The sequence below is a fragment of the Butyrivibrio sp. AE2005 genome (assembly GCF_000686965.1).
Classification (GTDB): Bacteria; Bacillota; Clostridia; order Lachnospirales; family Lachnospiraceae; genus Butyrivibrio; species Butyrivibrio hungatei_A.
In genome coordinates, this window is the sequence record NZ_JMMD01000005.1 from 24356 (window position 1) to 46720 (window position 22365).

The following is a 22365-nucleotide window of genomic DNA, read 5'->3' on the forward strand; positions in this document are numbered from 1 at the left end:
AGCGAGTTTAAACGTTCTTGTCATCATATCCGTCATCATTTTATCATAATTAATGTACTTTGGTGAAAAAAGAGCGACAACATTTCTTGTCATCGCTCTTGTGTATCAAAGTGCTATATTAAGTTTGTTCATGGCTTTTTCTTTTGTATCATCAATAACGTGTCCGTAAAGATTCATTGTTAGTGAAAAATCAGCATGTCCCAATAGCTCTTGTAATGTTCGTGGCTCAATACCTTGCTCAATCGCACGAGTTGCGAAAGTATCACGAAAAGCGTGACAAGTAAACTGATTAATGCCTATCTTTTTACATATATTCTTGATGACATTGTCGGCTGGTGAAGACATTAATAATCCGCGTTCAGGGGCTCTGAATATTAAGTCATCGATATTACTGATATTGCCATCTAAGATATGATTTATTTTGCGTTGATTCTCGATTATTTCTGTTATGGCGTTGTTTAGTGGGATGGTTCTTTTTCCATGCCATGTTTTTGTTTCTGTACCTATACAGTAAGAGCCGTTTTCGTTTCTTGTGATAGTGCGAGTGATGTGAATTGCATCATCATAAATATCGCTATTCTTTAATGCTCCAATTTCTCCAATTCTCATTCCTGTTTGTATAGCTAATCGAAAAACATTATAGTAAAAGCTGTTGCGTGCGTTTTCAAAAAACAATTTGGTTTCTTCGGGTGTCAATGCTCTATGGATTGTTTCTCTTGCCGCTACTTCTGTTCTTTTAAGCGGTTTTACAGGACTACAAGGGTTATAACTTATATACTGTTCCCTTATTGCATCATGGAATATGTGTGATAGGAGAGCGACTTTGTCATTAATCGTTTGTGATCTATTATTCCTTTTAGCAAGTGCTTTCTGAATATTTCTTATATCTTCAGCTTTTACCTCAGAAAGTCTATAGTCTTTAAAGGCTTTTCCGTTAATTTGAATCATAGACATTGTATTGTAATGACATTGCTGTGAACGTAGTGTGGCTTGTGTGACACTTCCGCGCCTGTTATCCATCCATCTTTTAAAGAATATTTCTATAGTAGGATTGTCATGTAGTTCTTTGGCTTCGGTTAATTGTAATTTCTTTTCGTATATCTTTTTTTCTAGTTCATCTTTATCTCTAGCGCGGACGTAAATTCTTTTGCCATTAAACATAAAAGACTTTTGAAGTCTGCCATCGCTACATAGATTTTTTTTCTTTGTTTTCTTTTTTGCCATATCAAATTCCTTTCTTGAAATTAGTATGACAATCCATATAATAATATTGTGATTATCATACTTTGGGTAGTGTGCTAGTCATATTGGGTGCAGGTGGTGCGAACACTTGCGCCCTTTTTTCTCCTTTCATAGATATGATATACAATGTACGATGTACTTACAATGTACAATGTTTACAAATACAACGTACAATGTTAGTATATTTTTGGAATCGGTAGCAGTATCACTGAATCCTGAAAGGATGAGGTTATGACATATAATGAAAAGAAAAAAAAGTACAATCAAGAATATTCAAAGCAACATTACAAGCGGATTCCGCTTGATGTTCAACTTAGTAAGTATGATGAAATCAAAGAGGTTGCTGATTCATGCGGCGAAAAAGTAAATGAGTTTATCAAAAAGGCCATTGATATGCGCATTGATAGTTTGAGACAGACAAAATAGTATCAAAAAGGAAAATATATTCCGCACGGGGATTATTTCAAAAAATCATTTTATTATATTGCTATTGGTAGTTTAACCCATTGGCAACATAAAAATTGTTTTTATTAAAAATAATCCCCTGTGGAGCGGAAGTTGTGGGCAAATTATTTTGCTTTTACCCTCTTAAGATTTTTCCGAAATTTCTCTTTGGTTTCTTCGCTTAATTCTCGTGGTCTATAAATGTGCAAATAGGAACAGGGGAAATGTGCGACTATTGAGCCGTCTTTATTGGTGTGTACAATTTCACATTCCTCAGGATGCTCCTTTGAAAGTTCTAATATCTTATTTCTCCATTTCCGCGCACTTGATAGAGTAGCGGTAACTAAGCTACGTGAATTTGGTGAAAAATCAATTATGTCGTTGCCAATCTCAAAAACATTTTCATCATTCGCGTTTCCATTTCTTTCATCAATTTCGTTTACTGCTTTTTCAAATTCATCCATTTTGAAATCCCTTTCTTGTTATAGATTTACATTTTCATCACCTTCACTTTTTAAAACAGGTAAATCCCGCGCAATAAGAACGTTGCAAAGAGCGTTGTTCTGTGTGGCATCTTCAAAGCTAACAGAGTCTTTGTAACCTGCTATGTTTTTCAAAATGAAAATTGCCACAGGTGGCGACAGATGCCCACTAATAGCTGACGCCTCAGTAAAAGCAACAATGCTCTGTCTTGCAATTTTGCAAGTCTTAGCCCATTCAAGCGATACATTTGTTTCTCGATTGCACCATCTCCAAAACGTACTTCGGTCAACGCCAAGCGCTAACGACAGGCTTTCAACGCCTGGGCGAAAAGAGTTGTTCTTGCAATAGTCAAAATACATTTTTATACGCTCTTTCAGTTCTCCTTCGCTCTGAGGCTTTTCCATACTTGCCATCGCAGATATACCGCCTAAAGTATCACTGATAAAACCATCTACTTTTTGAAGCTCTCGGCTTGCCTGAGCTGTGGGGAAATTGCTTTCTCTATTCATATTCTTTTTCTCCTTTTTTAATAGTTGCACTACACACCAAACTTAATTATTTTTGATAAAATCTTTATGCATCTTTTTCAAGTATCGATGATAGCGGTCGTGATCTGTTTTTCTAAACTCATCAATCTCGCAGTATAAATCCGATAAATCCGCTCCATGAAATTCGGAATTCTTATTTATTTTTTGAATTGCTCTAACATAATCTTCGTAGCATGTAATCATTGCGTTGTTCTCCTTTCTAGTAATAACCTTTTCTGAGTTGTTCTTGGTGACGTTGATTTTCATAGTATTCCTTGATACTGTCACAAACCGTCCAATATGTATGGATGAGAGTGTGACAATCTTCGCAAAGAGTTATCAAGGATTCAGGATGATTGTTTTCATTAAAACGGTATCTTCCATGCATGTGATGGCAATGTAACGTTGTATTTGTTGCTCCACATAATCGACATGTAAAGTTATCCCTGCAAAGAATACGTTGTCGTATTTCATTCCATTTATCTGACTGGTAGTAATCCTTTAATTTCTGACTACAATTATTAATATCTCTCATATGAGTTACTCCTTTATAGAGGTGTTTCCTTTTTCAACTCGTTTGAAAAAGGGCTGTTACTTACAAAATATTAGGTATATATATTTATTCAAATTCTTAATTAGTACATCAAATTCTTATATTAGCTAGGTAATTTTTGCCCTGTTGCGTTATAGGAAAAAAATTCATAGTTGCCGCAAATATATAACTAGTTCCTAGTCGCATATGCAACAGGGAAAATTTTACCTAATTGCTAATTATTTCAAAATCACGTACGATGTAACATGTTTAGGGGATTTCTTTGTGTGTGCTTTGTCCAACCACCAATTTACATATCCAAATTTTACAAGGTCTTTGGCGTTGTCCTTTAGCTCTGCTTTAGCTTTCCGCAACGTTTTTACGCTCCATCCCAAATCCTCCGCTAACTGTTTGTCAGAGCGAAAAAAATAATCTATTTTATCGCTTGTATAGCGTTGCTCTAACTCGTTTAGCCAAAAGAACAACATTTTTGCTTTATCAGAAATAGCATAATCCCAAATATCCCTTGATACTTGCATGTAATGCGTATTACCATGCTTCATCCATTTTCTTTAAACCTCCCATCTTTAGGTATTGTCCATATTATGTTCTAGACCATTTGCCAAAGCTTCATCTAATGCATCGGCATCGAATCGAATAGCCTTACCTACGCGGACAGTAATTCCAGGTTTATCAAATCTCATGAGTGTGTTTCGTGAATATCCTGTTCGTTCCATGGCTTCTTTAATCTTTTCATATGTTTTCATCTTATTTTTCATTCCTTTCTTTTTTTGTATGTCATTATTTCGATGCGCACCTTGTTTCTAGCTTTATTATGGATTATTATATTTAATGAAAAAAGCCATTAAATTATTGTTAATTGCAATGATTCTTTGGCGTAATTAATGAAATAAATCGTTATTTTAGGAGAGGGCAATGTATAAGGCGGTAAAATCAGCACAAACAAGACGCAAAAAAGCAGAAGGAAACAGCAAAGATGGGCTATTTCCGACGCTTAATACACGGGCTCGAACAGATGCACATATTTCACAAGCCAAACTTGCTGAAAAACTTGGAATAACCACTTCGACACTTGTCAATTATGAAAAGGGGAGAACTCCCATTAAAGCGGATATTCTCATTAAATATTCGCAAATTTGCCAAGTTAGCACGGATTATCTCTTGGGATTATCGAATTGTAAAAATATAGAAAATGCTCAAATACAAAAGAAAATTGGAATAAACGAAAAAAGTATAGCTATGTTAGAAAGCCATGTAGAAGCAAATGATAATGCCAAAATAAAAACATTAGATTTTCTATTAAGAGAAAATCACATAAAACCTATACGCAAATTCTTTAGTGGAAAAGGAATAAAAGGAGCTAATGATACAGGACTATTAAATCTTATGACGCATTATCTTGTTGGCAACAATGATGATGAAATAGAGAATTTACCTTGTATTACTTCAAATGTAGAAAAAGGAAGTGGTTTAGAAATAGATGGAAAAGTAATTGCAGAAGCAGTTTTAATAAAAGAAATAGAACTTACACTCATTAAGTATAAAGAAGAAATCACGAAGAAGCGTGAAAAGAAAAAAGGGAGCTTATAAACGCTCCCCCAACAACAGATTGCTTACTACAAAAATCAAAGTGTTAATTCTAAATCATTGTATTTACTTTTGAGAAATGATTCAACATCGTCCAAATCCCATAGATGATCTAAGACGTTGTTGTAGCATCCCAAAACCAATGTTACAACAGAATCATTAACTACATTATAGCCAATTTCATCTGAATAAACAGGGTAGTTGCCGTTAAGAAAATGAACCTTTCCCTTGTGTACACTGTAACCTATGGCACGTGCTTTCTTGTAAAGTGTTTTTTCTGAATATCTCATATATTTCCTCCTTTAAACATGTTTTTCCATGCTCAGCCAAACCACGCCATACGTAAGGGCTTCGGAGTCCTTATATGAATTTGTATTCTGAAAAAGCTGTTTTGCAATCTGTTGTATATATCATAACATGTTTTTGCATTATATAACGTAGATGACTTGGTCTAATCCTTTTTTATTTTTTTGAGTATCTGAGGTGCTAAGCTGGCGTGTGAATAAAGGTATATATTAACCCCTGTATGGCAAGGAAAAGCACATATTTACTGAGGCTTCGAGTCATCTTAGTTGTCATCATTTCTGTCATCATTTCATAGGATAAATGGAGAAAAGAAGAGATTGATTAGGATAACATGAGACTGTCATTAAATTTAAGAAATATAGATAAAATCTAATAAAAAAGGCTCTTCATGCATGCACAAGAAAAGCCTTAAAACTTACTGCGGATAAAGGGACTTGAACCCTTACGTCGAAGACACTAGAACCTAAATCTAGCGCGTCTGCCAATTCCGCCATATCCGCACGTGTCAAATACGACAACAAAATGATTATACATATGTTGTAATGGCTTTGCAAGAGAAAAAAGAAAACGCAGTCCGTAAATGTATCGGGCTGCGCTCCATTTATATTCATGATTTATATCTCCATTTATATTCATGATTTATATACCAGTTGTTGCTATGATGATCACGTAATTAGCCACCTTCATTGTTTCCCTCAGGTTGTGGTTGAGGTTCCGGCTGCGGCTGAGGTTGCGGCTCGGGCTGAGGTTGTGGTTGCGGATCAGGTTGAGGTTGTGGCTGGTCGCCCTGATTCTGACCGTCTTGAGGCTGTGGTTGTGGCTGGCCTCCGCCTCCCCAACCGCCTGCAGCGATCTGAGCTCTTTCGGCTGCGAGTATGCCTTCAATACCCGGCTGAGACATAAATTCTGCGGTGTGATGGCATGAGCCTGACATACCGCCGGTGCTTACGCCGCCCGAGAAGCCATCTGCAATTATTTCAAGTCTCTTTGGATCTCTTCCGCCGTAACCGATAGTCTTGAAAGGACATTCAGGTGATGCGGATTTGTGATCGAGCTGACATATTTCTCCCAGACTGTGAACGTCACATATTTCACTTGGAACATTGTCTTTATCAAAAATCTCACTTATTCCTCCACCACATCCTTCGAAGGGGAGAAGACCCGAAAGCGCACATACATTTTCGGTAACAATACCTGCAGGTTGCTCAAAGTGCATCGGATCGAGATCTTCATGTATCTTCTCCATGGTCTTTCTCCACAGGGATTTTGCGAGGTTATGCTCATCACCGCTACCGGGCAAATGTACGTTATTATCATAACCGGCCCATGTTGTTGCGGTATAATAGTTGGTATATCCGGCAAACCAAACATCTACGTTGCTGGTTGTTGTACCGGTCTTACCTGCGATATCTGTTTTACCGAAGTTTACAGATGTAGCGGTACCTTTTGTCACAACATCTTTCATTGCGCTTGTAAGAAGATAAGCGCTTGTCTCTTTAAGAGCACGCTCGCCTTCGGGAGCAATGTTATCAAGAAGAACATTTCCGTCATGGTCAAGAACCTGCACATACAAGTGTGGCTTATAATACATGCCGCCGCTTGCTATAGAGGCATATGCGGCATTAAGTTCCGAGCAATATACACCTTTTGCAATACCTCCAAGGGCAGTAGCCTGCTGATGACAGTCATTGTCAGTAAGTGTAGAAAAATGAAACCTATCTCTAAGATAATCGGAAGCAATTTCCGGAGTTATACGAGTTATATAAGTAAATGCCTCAACTGTCAAAACGTTAGCTGATTTGATTATTGCATATCTTACTGATTGAAGGCCTCTGTATTCAGCACCCCAGTGGTTTTTTACAGGTCGACCGGTATCATAATGAAATTCTGCATCCTTGAATGTTGTTGCAAGGGTGAGGTCACCGTGGTCGATTCCCGGTGCAAAGGTTGAAAGAACCTTAAATGTAGAACCGGGCTGTCTGGGAGACTTTGTGGCTCTGTTAAGTGAACGGTTGAATTTCTTATCGCCTCGTCCACCGATAAGCGCAACTATCTGGCCGTTCCGCTGGTCGCAGATTGTTATTGATACCTGAGGCTGAGGAACGTAATCAAGGAAAATATCTTTCTCGCCTACATATTCACCTTTTTCTTTATCGATAAGAGATTCTTTAAATTTCTCAACAGCGGCATCAACGTCTTCCTTTGACTTAAAGATCATATTGTTTTTGCCACCTACAAATTTATCCATTGAATAGCTGTCATAGTTTTGCTTTACCGAACCGTCGGCATTACGAACAGTGATGGCAAGCTGAGGAAATAACTTTGTATTTTTAGGAAAGTTATCGGGGTTTCTGAAAACTTCGTCGCAGATACTCTGAATATGACTGTCCTGAGAGGAATAAATCTGAAGTCCTCCGGAATATACTGCCTGTTCAGCCTCATATTTGGTCATCGGCTTATTACCGGTCTGACTCATAAGTTTTTCATCCATAAGTGAGGCAATTACGTCATCAATAAGTGCATCGATAAAATAAGAGTTGGGCTTTTTGGTTCCTGCTTCTTCATTGATTGCTTTGATGCGGTCATATACTGCATCGGTTTTGGCAATATCGTATTCTTCCTGTGTGATGTATCCTTGCGTGAGCATCTTATCAAGGACGATATTTCTTTTTTCCTTATTGTTGTCAGGATGCCTTCTTGGATCGTATTTACTTGGGTTCTGAGTAATTCCGGCAATTACTGCACATTCCGAGAGGTCAAGTTCTTCTACTTTTTTGCCGAAATAATCGTTTGCTGCAGCCTGAACGCCATAGATACTCTGACCTAAGGCGATAGTATTCATGTAGTTTAAAAGAATATCTTCCTTGCTGATCTTTTTCTCAAGTTCTACTGCAAGGAACTGCTCCTGAATCTTACGTTTAATTCTGTCGAGCTTGGATTCTTTTGTCCAGGTCTCTCTGAATACCGTGTTCTTAATGAGCTGCTGGGTTATTGTACTTGCACCCTGAGACAGATCTCCTGATGAAAAAGCTTTGAATCCGGCACGGATCATACCGTGAATATCAATTCCGTTATGCTCGTAGAAACGCTCGTCTTCTACAGCAATAAAAGCGTTTGTCAGATTTTCGGGAATCTTATCCCTGTTTTCTTTGGCTATGGTCTGTCTGTTTGAATCAGCTGAGTCGATCTTCTTAATCTTATTTCCCTCTATGTCATAAACGAAAGAAGAAAATCCCGTGGGTTTAGCGAGGTTCTCAAGCTGATCGGTTTTTTCGTTGACCTGATCCTTGATTCCCATAAACACGCCGATTCCGGCGCTTGCAGTTATTATGATAGAACCTAAAATTGCTGAGATGAGAGAGTAGAAGCCGAAAAGACTGAATTTCTTTCCCCATCTGTCGGCACGTGCGCTAAGTGACTTTGCTTGCGCTACAATACCCCTTCTTCCAAAGTCCATAAAATGACCTCTCCTTTAGTATCAGTTATTCTGATTGTCACCGCCTTGGTTGTCATCGGGTTGCGGTGCAGGCTGCGGGTCCGGTTGAGGTTGTGGCTGTGGTTGTGGCGTGTTATCCTGGCTGTTCTGCCAATCGTGATTCTGGTCACCGCCATTGTCTTCGCCATGATTATCACCGCCGTGATCATCACCGCCATTATTATCGCCGTCATGGTAATCATTATTCTGGTCACCACCATTCACAAAATCATCTATAAATTGATTGAAAACGTTGCTGTTCTGCCAGCTTTGCTGGTATTGTTCAACTTTATCCTGGTATCCGCTCTGTATCAATTCATTTGTAAGTATTTCCGCTATATTTGGTTGTGCCATGAATCCAAGATCATGGTGACAGTGTTCGCCACCCAATAAGCCTCCGAAGAAACCGTCACCACCGCCACCGCCGCCGGTGTTGTCGCCGCCCAAATTAAGTGGCTGAGCAAAGCCGTCCTTGATCTTTTCAAGTCTCATAGGGTCTCTTTCGCCGTTTATCTGGAAAGGACAAGTCGGGCATGCGGGCTTATGATCGATAAGACACATTGGCCCCATTCCGCCGGTATGCACATCACACATTTCGCTTTCGCCGGGAACATTATCTTTATCGAAAATTTCATTTATTACTTGGTCTCCGCATCCACCTGTCGGACGAAGACCTGACTTGGAACATATATCCATCTTTACAATGCCGTCCGGAACTTCGAATTGCTCTGCAGGAAGCTCTAAGTCGGCATGTATCTGTTGCATTACTTTTTTCCACATGGATTTTGCAAGATCATGTTCAGCGCCGCTGCCGGGCAAAGGATAATTGTTGTCGTAACCTGCCCAGGATGTTGCGGTGTAGTTGTTTGTAAAACCTGCAAACCATACATCTACGTTACCGGTTGTTGTACCTGTTTTACCTGCAATATCTCTGCTCTTGTCGAAGTTGACTGATGTAGCTGTACCTTTTGTTACAACGTCTTTCATTGCGCTCTTAAGAAGATAAGCGCTGGTTTCTTTGAGGGCACGTTCGCCTTCAGGCGCTGTATTGTCGATAAGCGTCTCTCCTTTGCAGTCTTCAACTCTCTGGAAAAGATGTGGTTTATAATATATACCGCCATTTGCTATAGTGGCATATGCTGCATTAAGCTCGTTGCAATATACACCATGTTCAACACCACCAAGGCAGGTTGCCTGCTGTTCAAGGTCAGTTTTTGTAAGTGTTGTGAAATGGAATTTATTCTTAAGGTAATCTGCACCAACTGCAGGAGTTATGTATGTGTATGCTTCAACTGTAAGAACGTTGGCAGATTTGATTATAGCGTATCGTACAGACTGAAGACCTCTGTATTCGGCACCCCAGTGGTTCTTAACAGCTCGGCCTCGTCCGTTGTCATAGCGGAATTCTGCATCCTTGAAGGTAGTAGCAAGGGTGAGGTCTCCATGGTCTATTCCGGGTGCAAAGCACGCAATAACCTTAAATGTTGAACCGGGCTGTCTTTTAGCCCCTGTTGCTCTGTTAAGTGATCTGTTTTGCTTCTTTTCGCCGCGTCCACCTATAAGTGCAACAATCTGACCGGTTTTTTGATCTGCAACTGTTAATGAGATCTGAGGCTGAGGAACGTATTCAAGAGATTCGTCATTCTCATTTACTTCATCACCTTCTTTAATAACAGATTCTTTGAATTTTGCAATGGCTGCATCTACATCTTCCTGAGATTTGAAGATCATTTTTTCTTTGCCGCCCATGAATTTATCCAGGTGAATACTGTTATAGTTATCAACCGAACCGTCTTTGTGATGAACAGTCAAAAGATACTGAGGATATATCTTTGTTCCCTTAGGATAATTATCGGGATTACTGTATATTTCATCACAGATACTCTGTATTTTTGTATTCTGTGATGAATAAACCTTAAGACCGCCGGAATAAACTTCGTTTATCGCCTCCTGTTTGGTCATGACTTTATCACCCATTATTTCTTCATCCATAAGTGAGTTAATAAGATCTTCAATAAGGGCATCAACAAAGTAAGAGTTAACTTTTTTGTTTTCTTCTGTTTCTTCATTCACAGATTTGATGCGGTCATATATATCATCTGATTTTGCAATGTCATATTCATCCTGTTTGATATAGCCCTGAGCGAGCATTTTATCAAGGACGATATTTCTTTTCTCTTTATTGTTCTCAGGATGTCTACGAGGGTCGTATTTGCTGGGGTTCTGAGTGATTCCGGCAATTACGGCACATTCTGAGAGGTCGAGGTCCTCGACATTTTTTCCGAAATAAGTTTTGGCAGCTGCCTGAACGCCGTAGACACTCTGTCCCAAGGCGATTGTGTTCATGTAGTTTACAAGAATATCTTCCTTGCTCTGTTGTTTTTCAAGTTCAACCGCAAGGAACTGCTCCTGAATCTTACGCTTAATTTTTTCAAGCTTGGATTCGTTTGTCCAGGTTTCGCTAAATACAGTGTTCTTAATAAGCTGCTGTGTAATTGTACTCGCACCCTGTGACATATCACCTGATGAAAGTGCTTTGAATCCGGCACGGATAATACCGTGAATATCAATTCCGTTGTGGTCGTAGAAACGTTCATCCTCTACGGCGACAAAAGCGTTTGACATATTCTCCGGAATCTTATCTTTGGTTACAACTACACGGTTTGAATCAGCAGCATCAAGTTTTGCAATCTGATTACCATCCTGATCGTATACAAATGTAGAAAAGCCCTTGGGAGTAGCAAGAGTCTCCAACTTACTTGCATAATCATTCGCCTGATCTTTTACACCCATAAAAACGCCGAGTCCGGCGCTGGCACCTATTATCGCTACGGCTAAAACTCCTGATATCAGAGAGTAAAAACCTAACAGTCCAAATTTTTTCCCCCACTTATCGGTACCGGAACTTAGCACTCGGGCTTGAGACACGATACCTCGTTTACCATAATTCATATATCAACCTCTCTTTTTATTCCTTTTATAATGTATGTTAGTATACCACTAATTGAAGATATTATAAAGAAAGTGTGTTATTATGGCTTTATGAGTGAGATTAAAACGTACAAAGTAGTAACAAAAGAGGGAACTGGCGAGATTGTCGAGAAAAAGTCCAGATTTATAGGTGGTTCCTATATAGTCGAGTCCGTAGAAGACGCAGAAAAGAAAATCGCAGAGGTGTCAAAAAAGTACTGGGATGCTCGCCACAATTGCTATGCCTATGTAATAGGTAAAAACAGCGAGAATACCAGATGCAGCGATAACGGAGAACCGTCGGGAACTGCAGGAAAGCCCATACTTGAGGTGATCACGGGGGCGGGACTTACCAATACACTTGTGATAGTTACAAGGTATTTCGGAGGAGTTCTTCTTGGTACCGGAGGCCTTGTGAGAGCCTATACACAGGCCGCTCAGGCCGCTATTGCAGCTTCCGAAACGGGAGAGATGGTATATGCCAGACAGCTCACGATAGAAGTCGCATATAATATGATAAATAACGTAAAATATTTCCTTGAGCAAAATAAAATTTCTATAAGTGATCCAAGGTATACAGAAAACGTTCAATACGATATTTGCGTAAAAGAAGAAGATAAAGAAAAAATCACCGAAGGCCTCATCCAGAAGTGTGAAGGAAAGATCACCATCACCGAAGGCGATGCGGGATATTACCTCATGTAAGAAGAGTAGGAATGTAAGAGCTTAAGGAAAAAAATCATGCATTCTTGAACATGAAGTTCAGGAGTCATACTATATAAAAAGGCAGATATATGAATGAATCGCGATTTTTGTGCGCGTTTTTTGCGCACAATCGGAGCGATGCATCATATATCTGCTTTTTATATTGAACTATGATTTTTACTTTTTAAATCCGGCTCTCTTACGGAGTGTAGGATCGAGAATTCTCTTTCTGATACGAAGGCTTGTAGGTGTGACCTCAAGAAGCTCATCGTTATCGATGAATTCGATTGCCTGCTCAAGAGACATGATTCTCGGAGGAACAAGTCTCAATGCTTCGTCTGAAGATGAAGTTCTTGTGTTTGTAAGGTGCTTTGTCTTACATACGTTAACTTCAACGTCTTCGCTCTTTCCACTGGTTCCGATTACCATTCCTGAATAAACCTTGTCACCTGTCTTAATGAAGAGCTGACCTCTGTCCTGAGCATTGAAGAGACCGTAAGCTGTAGCTTCACCTGTCTCAAATGCGATTACGGAACCGGTCTTTCTATAGTTCATATCTCCCTTGTAAGGAGCATATCCGTCAAAGATTGTATTGATGATTCCGTTACCCTTTGTATCAGTCATGAACTCACCTCTGTAACCGATAAGTCCACGTGAAGGGATGTTAAACTCAATACGTGTATATCCGCCGTTTCCGGCACCCATGTTTACAAGCTCACCTTTTCTTTCGCCAAGCTTCTGGATAACGCTTCCTGAGAACTCGTCGGGAACGTCGATGTAGCATTTTTCCATAGGCTCAAGTTTCTGGCCGTTTTCATCTGTATGATAGATAACCTCAGCTTTACTTACCGCAAACTCAAATCCTTCACGACGCATTGTCTCGATAAGAACAGAGAGGTGAAGCTCGCCTCGACCTGAAACCTTGAATGTCTCTGTTGTATCTGTATCTTCTACACGAAGAGAAACGTCTGTGTTGAGCTCTTTGTAAAGTCTGTCTCTGAGGTGACGTGAAGTAACATACTTACCTTCCTGACCTGCGAGAGGAGAGTCGTTTACAATGAAGTTCATGGATATTGTTGGCTCTGAGATCTTCTGGAAAGGAATTGCAACCTGCTCATCAACGGAACAGATTGTATCACCGATCTTAAGATCTTCGATTCCTGAGATGGCAACGATTGAACCGATCTTTGCCTCCTGAACCTCAACTCTTCCGAGACCGTCGTACTCATAGAGCTTGCTGATCTTGGTCTTAACGCGTCTTTCAGGCTCGTGGTGGTTTACTACGATAACTTCCTGGTTTACTTTAACAACACCGTTATCAACCTTACCTACACCGATACGTCCTACGTACTCATTGTAGTCGATAGTGCTGATAAGAACCTGTGTGCTCGCATCGGGATCTCCGACGGGAGCGGGTATATAATTAATGATCGTATCAAGAAGAGGCTTCATATCCTTGCCTGCTTCATCAAGTGAAAGAGATGATGTTCCTGCTTTTGCGGAAGCGAATACGAACGGGCAGTCAAGCTGGTTGTCATCTGCGCCAAGGTCGATGAGAAGTTCAAGAACTTCATCGATAACTTCGTTAGGTCTTGCTTCGGGTCTGTCAATCTTGTTGACACATACGATAACGGGAAGACCGAGAGACATAGCCTTTCCAAGAACGAACTTGGTCTGGGGCATGGGACCTTCGAAAGCGTCAACAACAAGGATAACGCCGTTAACCATCTTAAGAACACGCTCAACCTCGCCGCCGAAATCAGCGTGACCGGGAGTGTCGATGATATTGATCTTGATATCTTTATAAGTAATAGCCGTATTTTTAGACATGATCGTGATTCCACGCTCTTTTTCGATATCGCCGGAATCCATTACGCGCTCTACAACTTCCTGACCTTCACGGAATACACCGCTCTGTCTCAAAAGTCCGTCAACCAGAGTTGTTTTACCATGGTCAACGTGTGCAATTATCGCAACGTTTCTAACATCATTTCTTGTCTGCTTCATAAATCTTTTGTCTCCTTAAAAAACACATCCATTTCAAACTAAGGAATTATAGCACGCGTATTTTTAATGTTCAACCATAAAATTTCACAGAAAAACTGACCTTCTGTGTTAGAATAGAGCGTAGCTGCGAAGATATGACCCAAATAAAGTTATGAAAGGAGATAATAATGAAAGCTAAATTTTCTATATATTTAAACGACATAGCGTTGAAATTGAAAGAGATGATAGCAGAGCTTGCAAAAAGCTATGACTATGTCAGCGTTCTTTCAACTGACTCTGTAGGTTTCAATGTCAGAGTATCTCAGCACGTTAAGACTATTGCCGGATCAACACTTACAACAGAGAGAGGAAACGTTATAAGGGTTTACAAAGACGGTCTGTACAGCGAATATTCTTTTAACAGATTTGAGGGCGATACCGTAGCTATGGCAGCCAAGGCTAAGGGAGTTCTTGATCGTCAGCTTGCAGTGTTAAAAGAGACAAATTCAGAAATCTACAATACGCCAAAGCTCGAGGATGAGAAGCAGGAGCTCTTTGTGGAGATGGAGACGGGCGAACTTCCTGAAGAGACAGATCTTTCGGCTCTTGTCGGTAAGCTTCAGAAGCTCAGCGACGAGGGAGCAGCTCTTTCTGATGAAGTCATTGATTGCACCTGTGCGGCTCAGTCAACCCACATTTGCAAGATGTTCCTTACACCAAATAAGGACCTTCGACAGAGCTATGTAATTTCAGAAGGTTTCGTGTACATGATCGGTGACCGTGATGGTAATAGCAATCAGGCTATCAACGGAATTTCTGACAGAGAAGGTCCGGAAATCTTTGACAGACTCGGAGACCTCGTCAATAAGAGTTTCAAGGAACTTCAGGACAGCCTTGGTTCTGAGCACGTGATTCCCGGAGAGTACGAGATCATCACTGCTCCCGACGTTTCGGGACTTATCGCTCACGAGGCATTCGGTCACGGCGTTGAGATGGATATGTTCGTTAAGAAAAGAGCTCTCGGAGTAGATTATATTGATAAGAGGGTTGGATCGGATCTTGTTACCATGCATGAAGGGGCAAACTGCGTAAAAGATGTATCCAGCTATGCATTTGACGATGAAGGAACTCTGGCGGGCGATGTTATCGAGATTGAAAAGGGTATCCTTAAGGCAGGTATATGCGATGCCCTGGCAGCTCTCAGACTCGGAACAAAGCCAACCGGTAACGGTAAGAGAGAGAACTTCGAGCACAAGGTTTATACAAGAATGACAAATACAATGTTTGATAAGGGAACATCCACAAAAGAAGAGATGATCGCTTCGGTTAAGAAGGGATATCTTTTAGACGGAATTGATGCCGGAATGGAGGATCCAAAGCACTGGGGAATTCAGTGCATCATAGCAAGGGGCTACGAGATCATCGACGGAAAGCTCACCGGAAAGGTGGTTTCTCCTGTTGTTCTCACGGGCTATGTGCCCGATCTTCTTGGATCCATTTCCATGGCCAGCAACGACTATATATCATTCGGAGACGGAGCCTGCGGAAAAGGCCACAAGGAATGGGTTAAGGTTTCAGACGGCGGCCCATACCTGAAGGCGGTGGCAAGACTTGGATAAAGGGGATGAGAAGATGACAGATAAGATAATTGAACTTTTGAAAAACTCAGGCGCAGATGCCTGGGAAGTTACAGATACATGTACAGAGGGCTGGGAGTTCTATTTCATCGGACACAGGCTTGATCAGAACAGAGTTCGCGACGTTGAGCACATAGAGGTAATTGTTCACAGAAAGCTGGATGACGGCAAGTTCCTTGGAAGTGCATCGCAGGAGATAGCGCCGACAGCAACGGAAGCCGAGGCTAAAAAGATTATCGACGACCTTTATGAGAGAGCTTCCTATGTTAAGAATCCATACTACGAGCTCAATAAGAAGCCTGTTAAGGGAGTGGATGAGAACTTTGATCCACAGCAGATGGCAAAGGATTATATCGAAGCTATGCAGCATATTCCCGAGACTTCAGGCGAGGACATCAATTCCTATGAGATCTTTGCTGAGAACTGCAAGAGAAGATACGTCAACTCTGAGGGCATTGATGTTACGATCTCTTACCCGAGTTCAACCGTGGAAGTTGTTGTCAATGCAAGAAACGATGAGCATGAGATCGAGCTTTACCGCATGTATACTGCAGGAACATGTGACAGAGAGAATCTGATAAAAGAAATTTCGGATACTCTTAAGTATGGTAAGGACAGACTTGTGGCAAAACCGACACCAGCCGCCTATAAGGCAGCAGTTCTTTTTCCTACACAGGACTGTGTTCAGATCTACGAGTGGATCGTTGATAAGATGATGGCATCCATGAAGTACCGTGAAATGTCTGATTGGGAGATCGGCAAGGCAATCTGCAATGATGTTAAGGGCGACACCTTCACAATCAGTGCGGTAAAAGAGCTTGCCAATTCCTCCAAGAACTTTCCTGTTGATGCTGAAGGTGCAGAGGTCAGGGATATGGCTATCATTAAGGACAACGTTCCCGTAAGCTATTGGGGCGGCGTTCAGTTCCGTCATTATCTCGGAGTTGAGGATTCCTTCATTGCAACAAACTTTAAGGTTGAGGGCGGCAGGCTTTCGGAGAGCGAGATAAGAACAGGCACATATCTTGAGCCTGTTGAGTTTTCGGACTTCAGTGTAGATATTTTCACCGGAGAGATCGCAGGAGAGATCAGACTTGCTTACTGGCATGAGGGAGATAAGGTTACACCTGTGTGCGGAGGATCCGTAACGGGAACTCTTACCGAGCTCATCAGCGATGTTAAGCTTTCAAAGGAACTTCGTCAGTATGACAATTATCTCGTACCCAGCGTTATAAAGATTGAAAACGTCACAATTGCTGGGGCTTAAAGCTTTTTTAGATAATGCTTAGTTTATGGTAAAAAATGCTTGTGTGTTGACAGTCTATTGACGCTGGTGTAGTATCAGTATAAGAAACAGTTGGATAGAGGTTGCGTATTTAATAAGTAACGTCGCAGATGTGACAGGCACAGATGAAGCGGCATGAAAGGGAAATACGCCGAAAGGGTTGACCACCTGAAGGTCAATTGCTTGGGCATACGGTTAAGAACCGTATGACTGTCATCTAAGGATGGGGCGCTATCAACATTATTCTTTTTATAGTGAAAAGATTATGTTACCGGCTCCCATTATGGAGTCGGTTTTTTGTTGAACACAAATTCCATTCGATGAAAGATGCTTCAACCGGCGCGATTTATTAAGGAGGAAAAAATGGCAATTTTTAAAGGAGCGGGAGTTGCAATCGCAACACCATTTAAGGAAAACGGAGAGGTTAATTACGAGGAGTTCGAACGTCTTATCGAGTTCCAGATCGAGAACGGAACAGACGCGATCATCGTTTGCGGAACAACAGGCGAAGCAGCAACCATGACAGAAGAAGAGCACATGGATGTTGTTAAGTTCTGTATAGATAAAGTTGCAAAAAGAATTCCCGTTATTGCAGGAACAGGATCAAATTGCACAGAGACAGCAATTAAGCTCTCTAAGCTTGCTGAAAGCTACGGTGCGGATGCGCTTTTGTGCGTAACACCATATTACAATAAGGCAACACAGGGCGGTCTTTTTGCACACTTTTCTGCAATTGCTGACGCAGTAAATATTCCTATCATTCTTTACAATGTACCGAGCAGAACGGGATGTAACATTTTTCCTGAGACAGCTGTTAAGCTCTGCAAGGAGAAAAAGAATATTGTTGCCATCAAGGATGCTACAGGAAATATGTCACAGACTATCAAGATGATGCAGCTTGCAGACGGATGTATCGATCTTTATTCGGGAGATGACGATCAGATCGTACCTCTTATGTCAGTCGGCGGCCTCGGAGTAATTTCTGTTCTTGCAAACGTTGCTCCGGCTCAGACACATGAGATCTGCCGGAAGTGTCTTGAGGGAGATTATGAGACTGCAAGAAAGCTTCAGTTCAAGGCATATCCTCTTGTAAAAGCTCTTTTCTCAGAGGTTAATCCTATTCCCGTTAAGAGTGCGCTTAAGATGATCGGTTTTGCAGCAGGTCCGCTTCGCCTTCCTCTTACAGAGATGGAGCCTGAGAACTGCGCTAAGCTTAAGGAAGAGATGAAGAAGTTCGGACTTATCTGACGGATACTTGGCAAAAACGATGTTTCTTAGATTAAATAGCTAGGATTACACAGATTTGGAAAGGAAACACAGATGACAAAAATGATCATGCACGGCTGTAACGGCCGTATGGGCAAGGTTATCATCGACCTTGTAAAGGAAGATAATGATATAGAAGTAGTAGCGGGCGTAGACGCTTTTGGCGATAACAATTACGATTTTCCCGTATACAGAAGTCTTGATGAATGTACTACAGATGCCGATGTTATCGTTGATTTCTCGAATGCATCAGCAGTAGAGGGACTCCTTAATTACTGCACGGCTAAGAATGTTCCGGTTGTTCTTTGCTCAACAGGACTTTCTGAGGATCAGCTTAAGATGGTAAAAGAAGCTTCTTCAAAGGTAGCGGTTCTTAAGTCGGCAAATATGTCGGTTGGTGTAAATGCACTTATCAAGGTGCTGAAGGAAGTTTCTCCCATGTTTGCGGCTGCGGGATTTGATATCGAGATAGTTGAAAAGCATCATAATCAGAAGCTTGATTCACCCAGTGGAACAGCAATCGCACTTGCAGACAGCATTAACGAATCTCTTAATAATGAGATGGATTATGTATATGACAGAAGCACAAGAAGAGAAAAGAGACCTCAGAAGGAAATCGGAATCTCTGCTGTACGCGGAGGAACAATCGTAGGTGACCATGATGTTATCTTTGCAGGTCACGACGAGGTTGTAACTCTTTCTCACAGAGCTTATTCAAGAGCAATTTTTGGAAAGGGCGCCATTGAGGCAGCTAAGTTCCTTGCCGGTAAGTCTGCGGGATTGTATGACATGTCGGATGTTCTTGCCTGACTGATCGGAAGCGGCACCTGAGGAGAAGTGTATGAGATTCAGACCTTGTATTGATATTCATAACGGCAAAGTGAAGCAGATAGTGGGGAGTAGCCTTCGTGATAAGAACGATGAGGCAAAAGAAAACTATGTTGCTTCACAGGATGCTGTATTCTACGCCAGAATGTACAGAGAGATGGGACTTTCGGGCGGGCATATAATATTGCTTAATCCTGTAACAAGCCCCTTGTATGAGAAGACGAAAAAACAGGCCATAGAGGCTCTTTTGGCTTGTCCCGGACTCATGCAGGTCGGTGGCGGAATAACGGCCGAAAATGCCTCAGAATTTATAAATGTGGGTGCTTCTCACGTTATTGTCACTTCTTATGTATTTAAAGACGGAGAGATCAATTACGCCAATCTGCAGAAGCTTAAAGAGGCAGTTGGAAAAGAGAAGGTTGTTCTTGATCTTTCATGCAAAAATGTAGACGGAAAGTATTACATAGTAACAGACAGGTGGCAGAAGCTTACTGATGTTGAACTAAATGAGGAAACGCTTGATCTGCTTTCCGGGTACTGCGATGAATTTCTTGTTCATGCTGCCGATGTAGAAGGCAAGCAAAAAGGTATAGAGAAGAATGTGGCAAAGATCCTCGGAGACTGGGGAAAGATACCCGTTACCTATGCCGGAGGAGCAGGAAGTCTTGATGATGTAAAAGAGCTTAAGGAAATCGGAAAGGGAAGAGTGGACGTTACGATAGGAAGTGCCCTTGAGATTTTCGGCGGTAATCTTAAGATAAAAGATATAGTTGATATATGTGAATGATAAACAAAAAAGCCATCCAACAAATGTTGGATGGCTCTGTTGATTAATCATCTATACAATATTGCAAATTCTAAATATTTATTTTTATATTTAAGAATAAGTCGACATGTAGTCTGATTAATTAGCTTCAACTTTTTGATTAATTAAAGCTTGTTTACGTTTACGGCCTGAGGTCCTTTTTCGCCCTGGATTACATCGTACTCAACTGAAGCGCCTTCGTCGAGAGACTTGAAGCCCTCCATGTTAAGTCCTGAATAATGTACGAATACATCGTTTCCAGCCTCATCAGAGATAAAGCCATAACCTTTCTGGTTGTTGAACCACTTAACAGTACCTTTGTTCATTGTAATACCTCCACTAAAAAATAAAAAAATAATCGTTCTGTTGTCCATGACAACAAACTAACAATAGCATAAATAGCTAAAAAAGTAAAGTATATCTTCCTATTTACTTTAAGATTTTAAAGTGATAAAATATATAAGCACAAAGGTTTATTATTAACGCAATATAGTTTACAAATTTGTGTTAGAAAAATCGGAGGGATGGCGAAATGAACAAAAAGATTAGAACAGATGCTGTGGATCATCTGTTTGACGCAATTCTATGCCTTCAGAATAAAGATGAATGTTATAGTTTTTTCGATGATCTTTGCACCGTGAACGAACTTTTATCTCTTTCTCAGAGATTTGAGGTGGCTTCAATGCTTAAAGAGCACAAGACATACCTTGAGATTGCAGAGAAGACAGGAGCATCAACAGCGACCATCAGCAGAGTAAATCGCTCACTGAATTATGGCGATGATGGATATGAGCTCGTATTCGATAGATTGCAAGAGTAATTTCGAAATTAAAATTGAGTCAAAAAAATATAAGCGCTTCGGCTTGAACCGAAGCGCTTATTTAATCTAAATATTTACTTAAATTACTTTCTTCTCGTCAGATTCGTTAGTCTCTGATTCAGAATCGTTTTCTGCATCACTTGTTACGGCAGCAGCTCTTTCTTTTGCGATATCCGCTGAATTTCTCTCAAGACCTGTCATTTCACATCTGCCCTGGAAAATAGCATTCTCATCGATGATAATACCTTTGCAGATGACGTCGCCGACAACTTTTCCGGTATCGCTTATCTCGACTTTTCCCTGAGGCGCGGATAGATTTCCGTTTACTTCGCCGGCTACATAAATATTTACGCCGGAAGCAGTTCCAAAAATTTTACCTTCCTGACCTACAATGAGAGCACCGCTTATAGTGACGTTGCCTTTGATAGTGCCATCGATCCTTGTTGAATCCTTTGTGGTAAGCGGACCGTCAATTACGGCGCCGGGACCGATAATAGTTCCTACCTGTTCAAGTATCTCATTTTCAGTTGCGTTGGTAGAATCTTTTTTAGTGTTTCCAAACATAATGAATCCTCCATTTAACCCTTGATATCCATTACATCTTCGGGATTTACGTATTTCTCATCCTTCTGTATCTGATATCCTAAAGTTTTGTTTTGGCTGCCTACAACGTATAACAGGTCGCCCCTGTCAACAGTATCGCCTTCCGAAACTACAGGTGAACCTTCGTTTCGATAAATTGAAATATATCCGTTTCCGTGATCTATGGAAACGATGTGTCCAAACTTCGCATCTGAAGTTACGGTCATAACTGTTCCGCTTCCGGTAGCTATAATATTACTTCCGGGAGCTGCTGTAAATAGAACCAGAGGATTTCCTGTTGCGGTATCCTTGTTCTTGTCGGTAAGCTTGGTTATATTGGTGGCATTCGGATCATCCACAGCCTGAGTTGGAAGCGGAGTGGTTCCTGTCAAAGGAAAGCCTGAAGGAACTGCCAACTTTTCAGCCTCTTCACTAGCCTGACGCTCGTTCTTAAGTCTTTCACTGAGGGCAGCCTGAATATGTTCCGAATTGGAACTTGCGCTCTCGTATGACGCTGCGAGACTACTGTTTTCTTCTTGAAGATCTGAGATTTCTTGCTTCTGTTCGGCTTGTATAGCCTTCAAATTAGAAATGGTCATAATACTATAGATAATGTAGCATCCTAAAAATAATGCAAAAGCAAAAATTGAGTATGCCAACCATTGTGTTTGGGAATGATTCAGATGGAGACGTTTTGTTACACCGTCAGAGTCTCCGGAAATAACCATAAATGTATAACTTCGCTTGTGTCTGTGTTTTCTGTGGTACCTTTGCTGTCTGGGCTTACTAATAGTACTCATATTCACCTCCGACTTAGACACTGTATTTTAACATATAATCGGTCAATCGTGCAACTTTACATGA

Annotated in this window: 21 protein-coding genes, 1 tRNA gene and 1 riboswitch; of the genes, 9 read left to right on the forward strand and 13 right to left on the reverse strand. The window is 40.9% G+C overall.

Going from position 1 to position 22365, the window contains the following annotated elements:
• Positions 1-105: 105 nt before the first annotated feature.
• Entirely contained in the window at positions 106-1224 is a 1119-nt protein-coding gene (locus tag DL92_RS20120; protein ID WP_051625239.1) for a tyrosine-type recombinase/integrase, read from the reverse strand.
• Positions 1225-1473: 249 nt separating this feature from the next.
• Between DL92_RS20120 and DL92_RS0105895 the strand changes: the two genes are divergently transcribed.
• A complete protein-coding gene (locus DL92_RS0105895) occupies positions 1474-1668 on the forward strand; it encodes a hypothetical protein (RefSeq protein ID WP_026667178.1) in 195 nt (64 codons plus the stop codon).
• Between the two features lie 143 nt (positions 1669-1811).
• Here DL92_RS0105895 and DL92_RS0105900 read toward each other — a convergent pair whose 3' ends face one another.
• From DL92_RS0105900 to DL92_RS0105920, 4 genes are all read right to left on the reverse strand, one after another.
• On the reverse strand, positions 1812-2150 hold the full coding sequence (locus tag DL92_RS0105900) for a hypothetical protein (RefSeq protein WP_026667179.1): 339 nt from the start codon (positions 2148-2150) through the stop codon (positions 1812-1814).
• An 18-nt stretch (positions 2151-2168) separates the two neighbouring features.
• Positions 2169-2678 carry a terminase small subunit gene (locus tag DL92_RS0105905; protein WP_026667180.1) on the reverse strand — a complete coding sequence of 170 codons (510 nt, stop codon included), beginning with the start codon at positions 2676-2678 and terminating at the stop codon, positions 2169-2171.
• 789 nt (positions 2679-3467) lie between these two features.
• Complete coding sequence (locus tag DL92_RS0105915) at positions 3468-3791, reverse strand: hypothetical protein (RefSeq protein WP_026667182.1); 324 nt, start codon at positions 3789-3791, stop codon at positions 3468-3470.
• A gap of 24 nt (positions 3792-3815) precedes the next feature.
• Positions 3816-4007 carry a MerR family transcriptional regulator gene (locus DL92_RS0105920; protein ID WP_026667183.1) on the reverse strand — a complete coding sequence of 64 codons (192 nt, stop codon included), beginning with the start codon at positions 4005-4007 and terminating at the stop codon, positions 3816-3818.
• Between the two features lie 157 nt (positions 4008-4164).
• Between DL92_RS0105920 and DL92_RS18400 the strand changes: the two genes are divergently transcribed.
• Positions 4165-4839, forward strand: a complete 675-nt coding sequence (locus DL92_RS18400; RefSeq protein ID WP_034468577.1) for a helix-turn-helix domain-containing protein — start codon at positions 4165-4167, stop codon at positions 4837-4839.
• A gap of 35 nt (positions 4840-4874) precedes the next feature.
• On the opposite strand, the gene DL92_RS0105930 is transcribed toward DL92_RS18400, so the two are convergent.
• From DL92_RS0105930 to DL92_RS18410, 4 genes are all read right to left on the reverse strand, one after another.
• The gene (locus DL92_RS0105930) at positions 4875-5126 is read right to left on the reverse strand and encodes a hypothetical protein (RefSeq protein ID WP_026667184.1); all 252 of its coding nucleotides are present in this window, start codon (positions 5124-5126) and stop codon (positions 4875-4877) included.
• A gap of 435 nt (positions 5127-5561) precedes the next feature.
• Positions 5562-5642, reverse strand: a tRNA-Leu gene (locus DL92_RS0105935).
• Between the two features lie 173 nt (positions 5643-5815).
• Positions 5816-8599: a transglycosylase domain-containing protein gene (locus tag DL92_RS18405; RefSeq protein ID WP_051199211.1), complete on the reverse strand. Its 2784-nt coding sequence runs from the start codon at positions 8597-8599 to the stop codon at positions 5816-5818.
• A 21-nt stretch (positions 8600-8620) separates the two neighbouring features.
• Positions 8621-11569, reverse strand: a complete 2949-nt coding sequence (locus DL92_RS18410; RefSeq protein WP_081816843.1) for a transglycosylase domain-containing protein — start codon at positions 11567-11569, stop codon at positions 8621-8623.
• Between the two features lie 90 nt (positions 11570-11659).
• On the opposite strand from DL92_RS18410, the gene DL92_RS0105950 reads away from it, so the two are divergent.
• On the forward strand, positions 11660-12292 hold the full coding sequence (locus DL92_RS0105950; RefSeq protein WP_034462166.1) for a YigZ family protein: 633 nt from the start codon (positions 11660-11662) through the stop codon (positions 12290-12292).
• A 177-nt stretch (positions 12293-12469) separates the two neighbouring features.
• Here DL92_RS0105950 and typA read toward each other — a convergent pair whose 3' ends face one another.
• On the reverse strand, positions 12470-14299 hold the full coding sequence (typA, locus tag DL92_RS0105955; RefSeq protein ID WP_026656781.1) for a translational GTPase TypA: 1830 nt from the start codon (positions 14297-14299) through the stop codon (positions 12470-12472).
• 167 nt (positions 14300-14466) lie between these two features.
• On the opposite strand from typA, the gene DL92_RS0105960 reads away from it, so the two are divergent.
• The 5 genes from DL92_RS0105960 (at position 14467) to hisA (ending at position 20081) form a co-directional block, all read left to right on the forward strand.
• Complete coding sequence (locus tag DL92_RS0105960) at positions 14467-15897, forward strand: TldD/PmbA family protein (protein ID WP_026667185.1); 1431 nt, start codon at positions 14467-14469, stop codon at positions 15895-15897.
• A 13-nt stretch (positions 15898-15910) separates the two neighbouring features.
• Positions 15911-17182, forward strand: coding sequence for a metallopeptidase TldD-related protein (locus DL92_RS0105965; protein ID WP_026656784.1), 1272 nt, complete (start codon positions 15911-15913; stop codon positions 17180-17182).
• An 87-nt stretch (positions 17183-17269) separates the two neighbouring features.
• Positions 17270-17442, forward strand: a riboswitch (Lysine riboswitch).
• A 121-nt stretch (positions 17443-17563) separates the two neighbouring features.
• A complete protein-coding gene (dapA, locus tag DL92_RS0105970) occupies positions 17564-18448 on the forward strand; it encodes a 4-hydroxy-tetrahydrodipicolinate synthase (protein ID WP_026667186.1) in 885 nt (294 codons plus the stop codon).
• Between the two features lie 72 nt (positions 18449-18520).
• The gene (gene dapB, locus DL92_RS0105975; RefSeq protein ID WP_026667187.1) at positions 18521-19276 is read left to right on the forward strand and encodes a 4-hydroxy-tetrahydrodipicolinate reductase; all 756 of its coding nucleotides are present in this window, start codon (positions 18521-18523) and stop codon (positions 19274-19276) included.
• Between the two features lie 31 nt (positions 19277-19307).
• On the forward strand, positions 19308-20081 hold the full coding sequence (hisA, locus tag DL92_RS0105980; protein WP_026667188.1) for a phosphoribosylformimino-5-aminoimidazole carboxamide ribotide isomerase: 774 nt from the start codon (positions 19308-19310) through the stop codon (positions 20079-20081).
• A 143-nt stretch (positions 20082-20224) separates the two neighbouring features.
• Here the strand turns inward: hisA and DL92_RS0105985 are convergent, their stop codons facing one another.
• Positions 20225-20425, reverse strand: coding sequence for a cold-shock protein (locus tag DL92_RS0105985; RefSeq protein ID WP_022755461.1), 201 nt, complete (start codon positions 20423-20425; stop codon positions 20225-20227).
• 206 nt (positions 20426-20631) lie between these two features.
• Here DL92_RS0105985 and DL92_RS0105990 point away from each other — a divergent pair, with 206 nt between their 5' ends.
• Positions 20632-20919 (forward strand): YerC/YecD family TrpR-related protein, encoded by a 288-nt coding sequence (locus tag DL92_RS0105990; protein WP_026514625.1) that lies wholly within the window; start codon positions 20632-20634, stop codon positions 20917-20919.
• Between the two features lie 78 nt (positions 20920-20997).
• Here DL92_RS0105990 and DL92_RS18415 read toward each other — a convergent pair whose 3' ends face one another.
• Both DL92_RS18415 and DL92_RS0106000 read right to left on the reverse strand, forming a co-directional pair.
• Positions 20998-21483 carry a bactofilin family protein gene (locus DL92_RS18415; protein ID WP_051199213.1) on the reverse strand — a complete coding sequence of 162 codons (486 nt, stop codon included), beginning with the start codon at positions 21481-21483 and terminating at the stop codon, positions 20998-21000.
• A 14-nt stretch (positions 21484-21497) separates the two neighbouring features.
• Positions 21498-22301, reverse strand: a complete 804-nt coding sequence (locus DL92_RS0106000; RefSeq protein WP_026667189.1) for a murein hydrolase activator EnvC family protein — start codon at positions 22299-22301, stop codon at positions 21498-21500.
• Positions 22302-22365 lie beyond the last annotated feature (64 nt).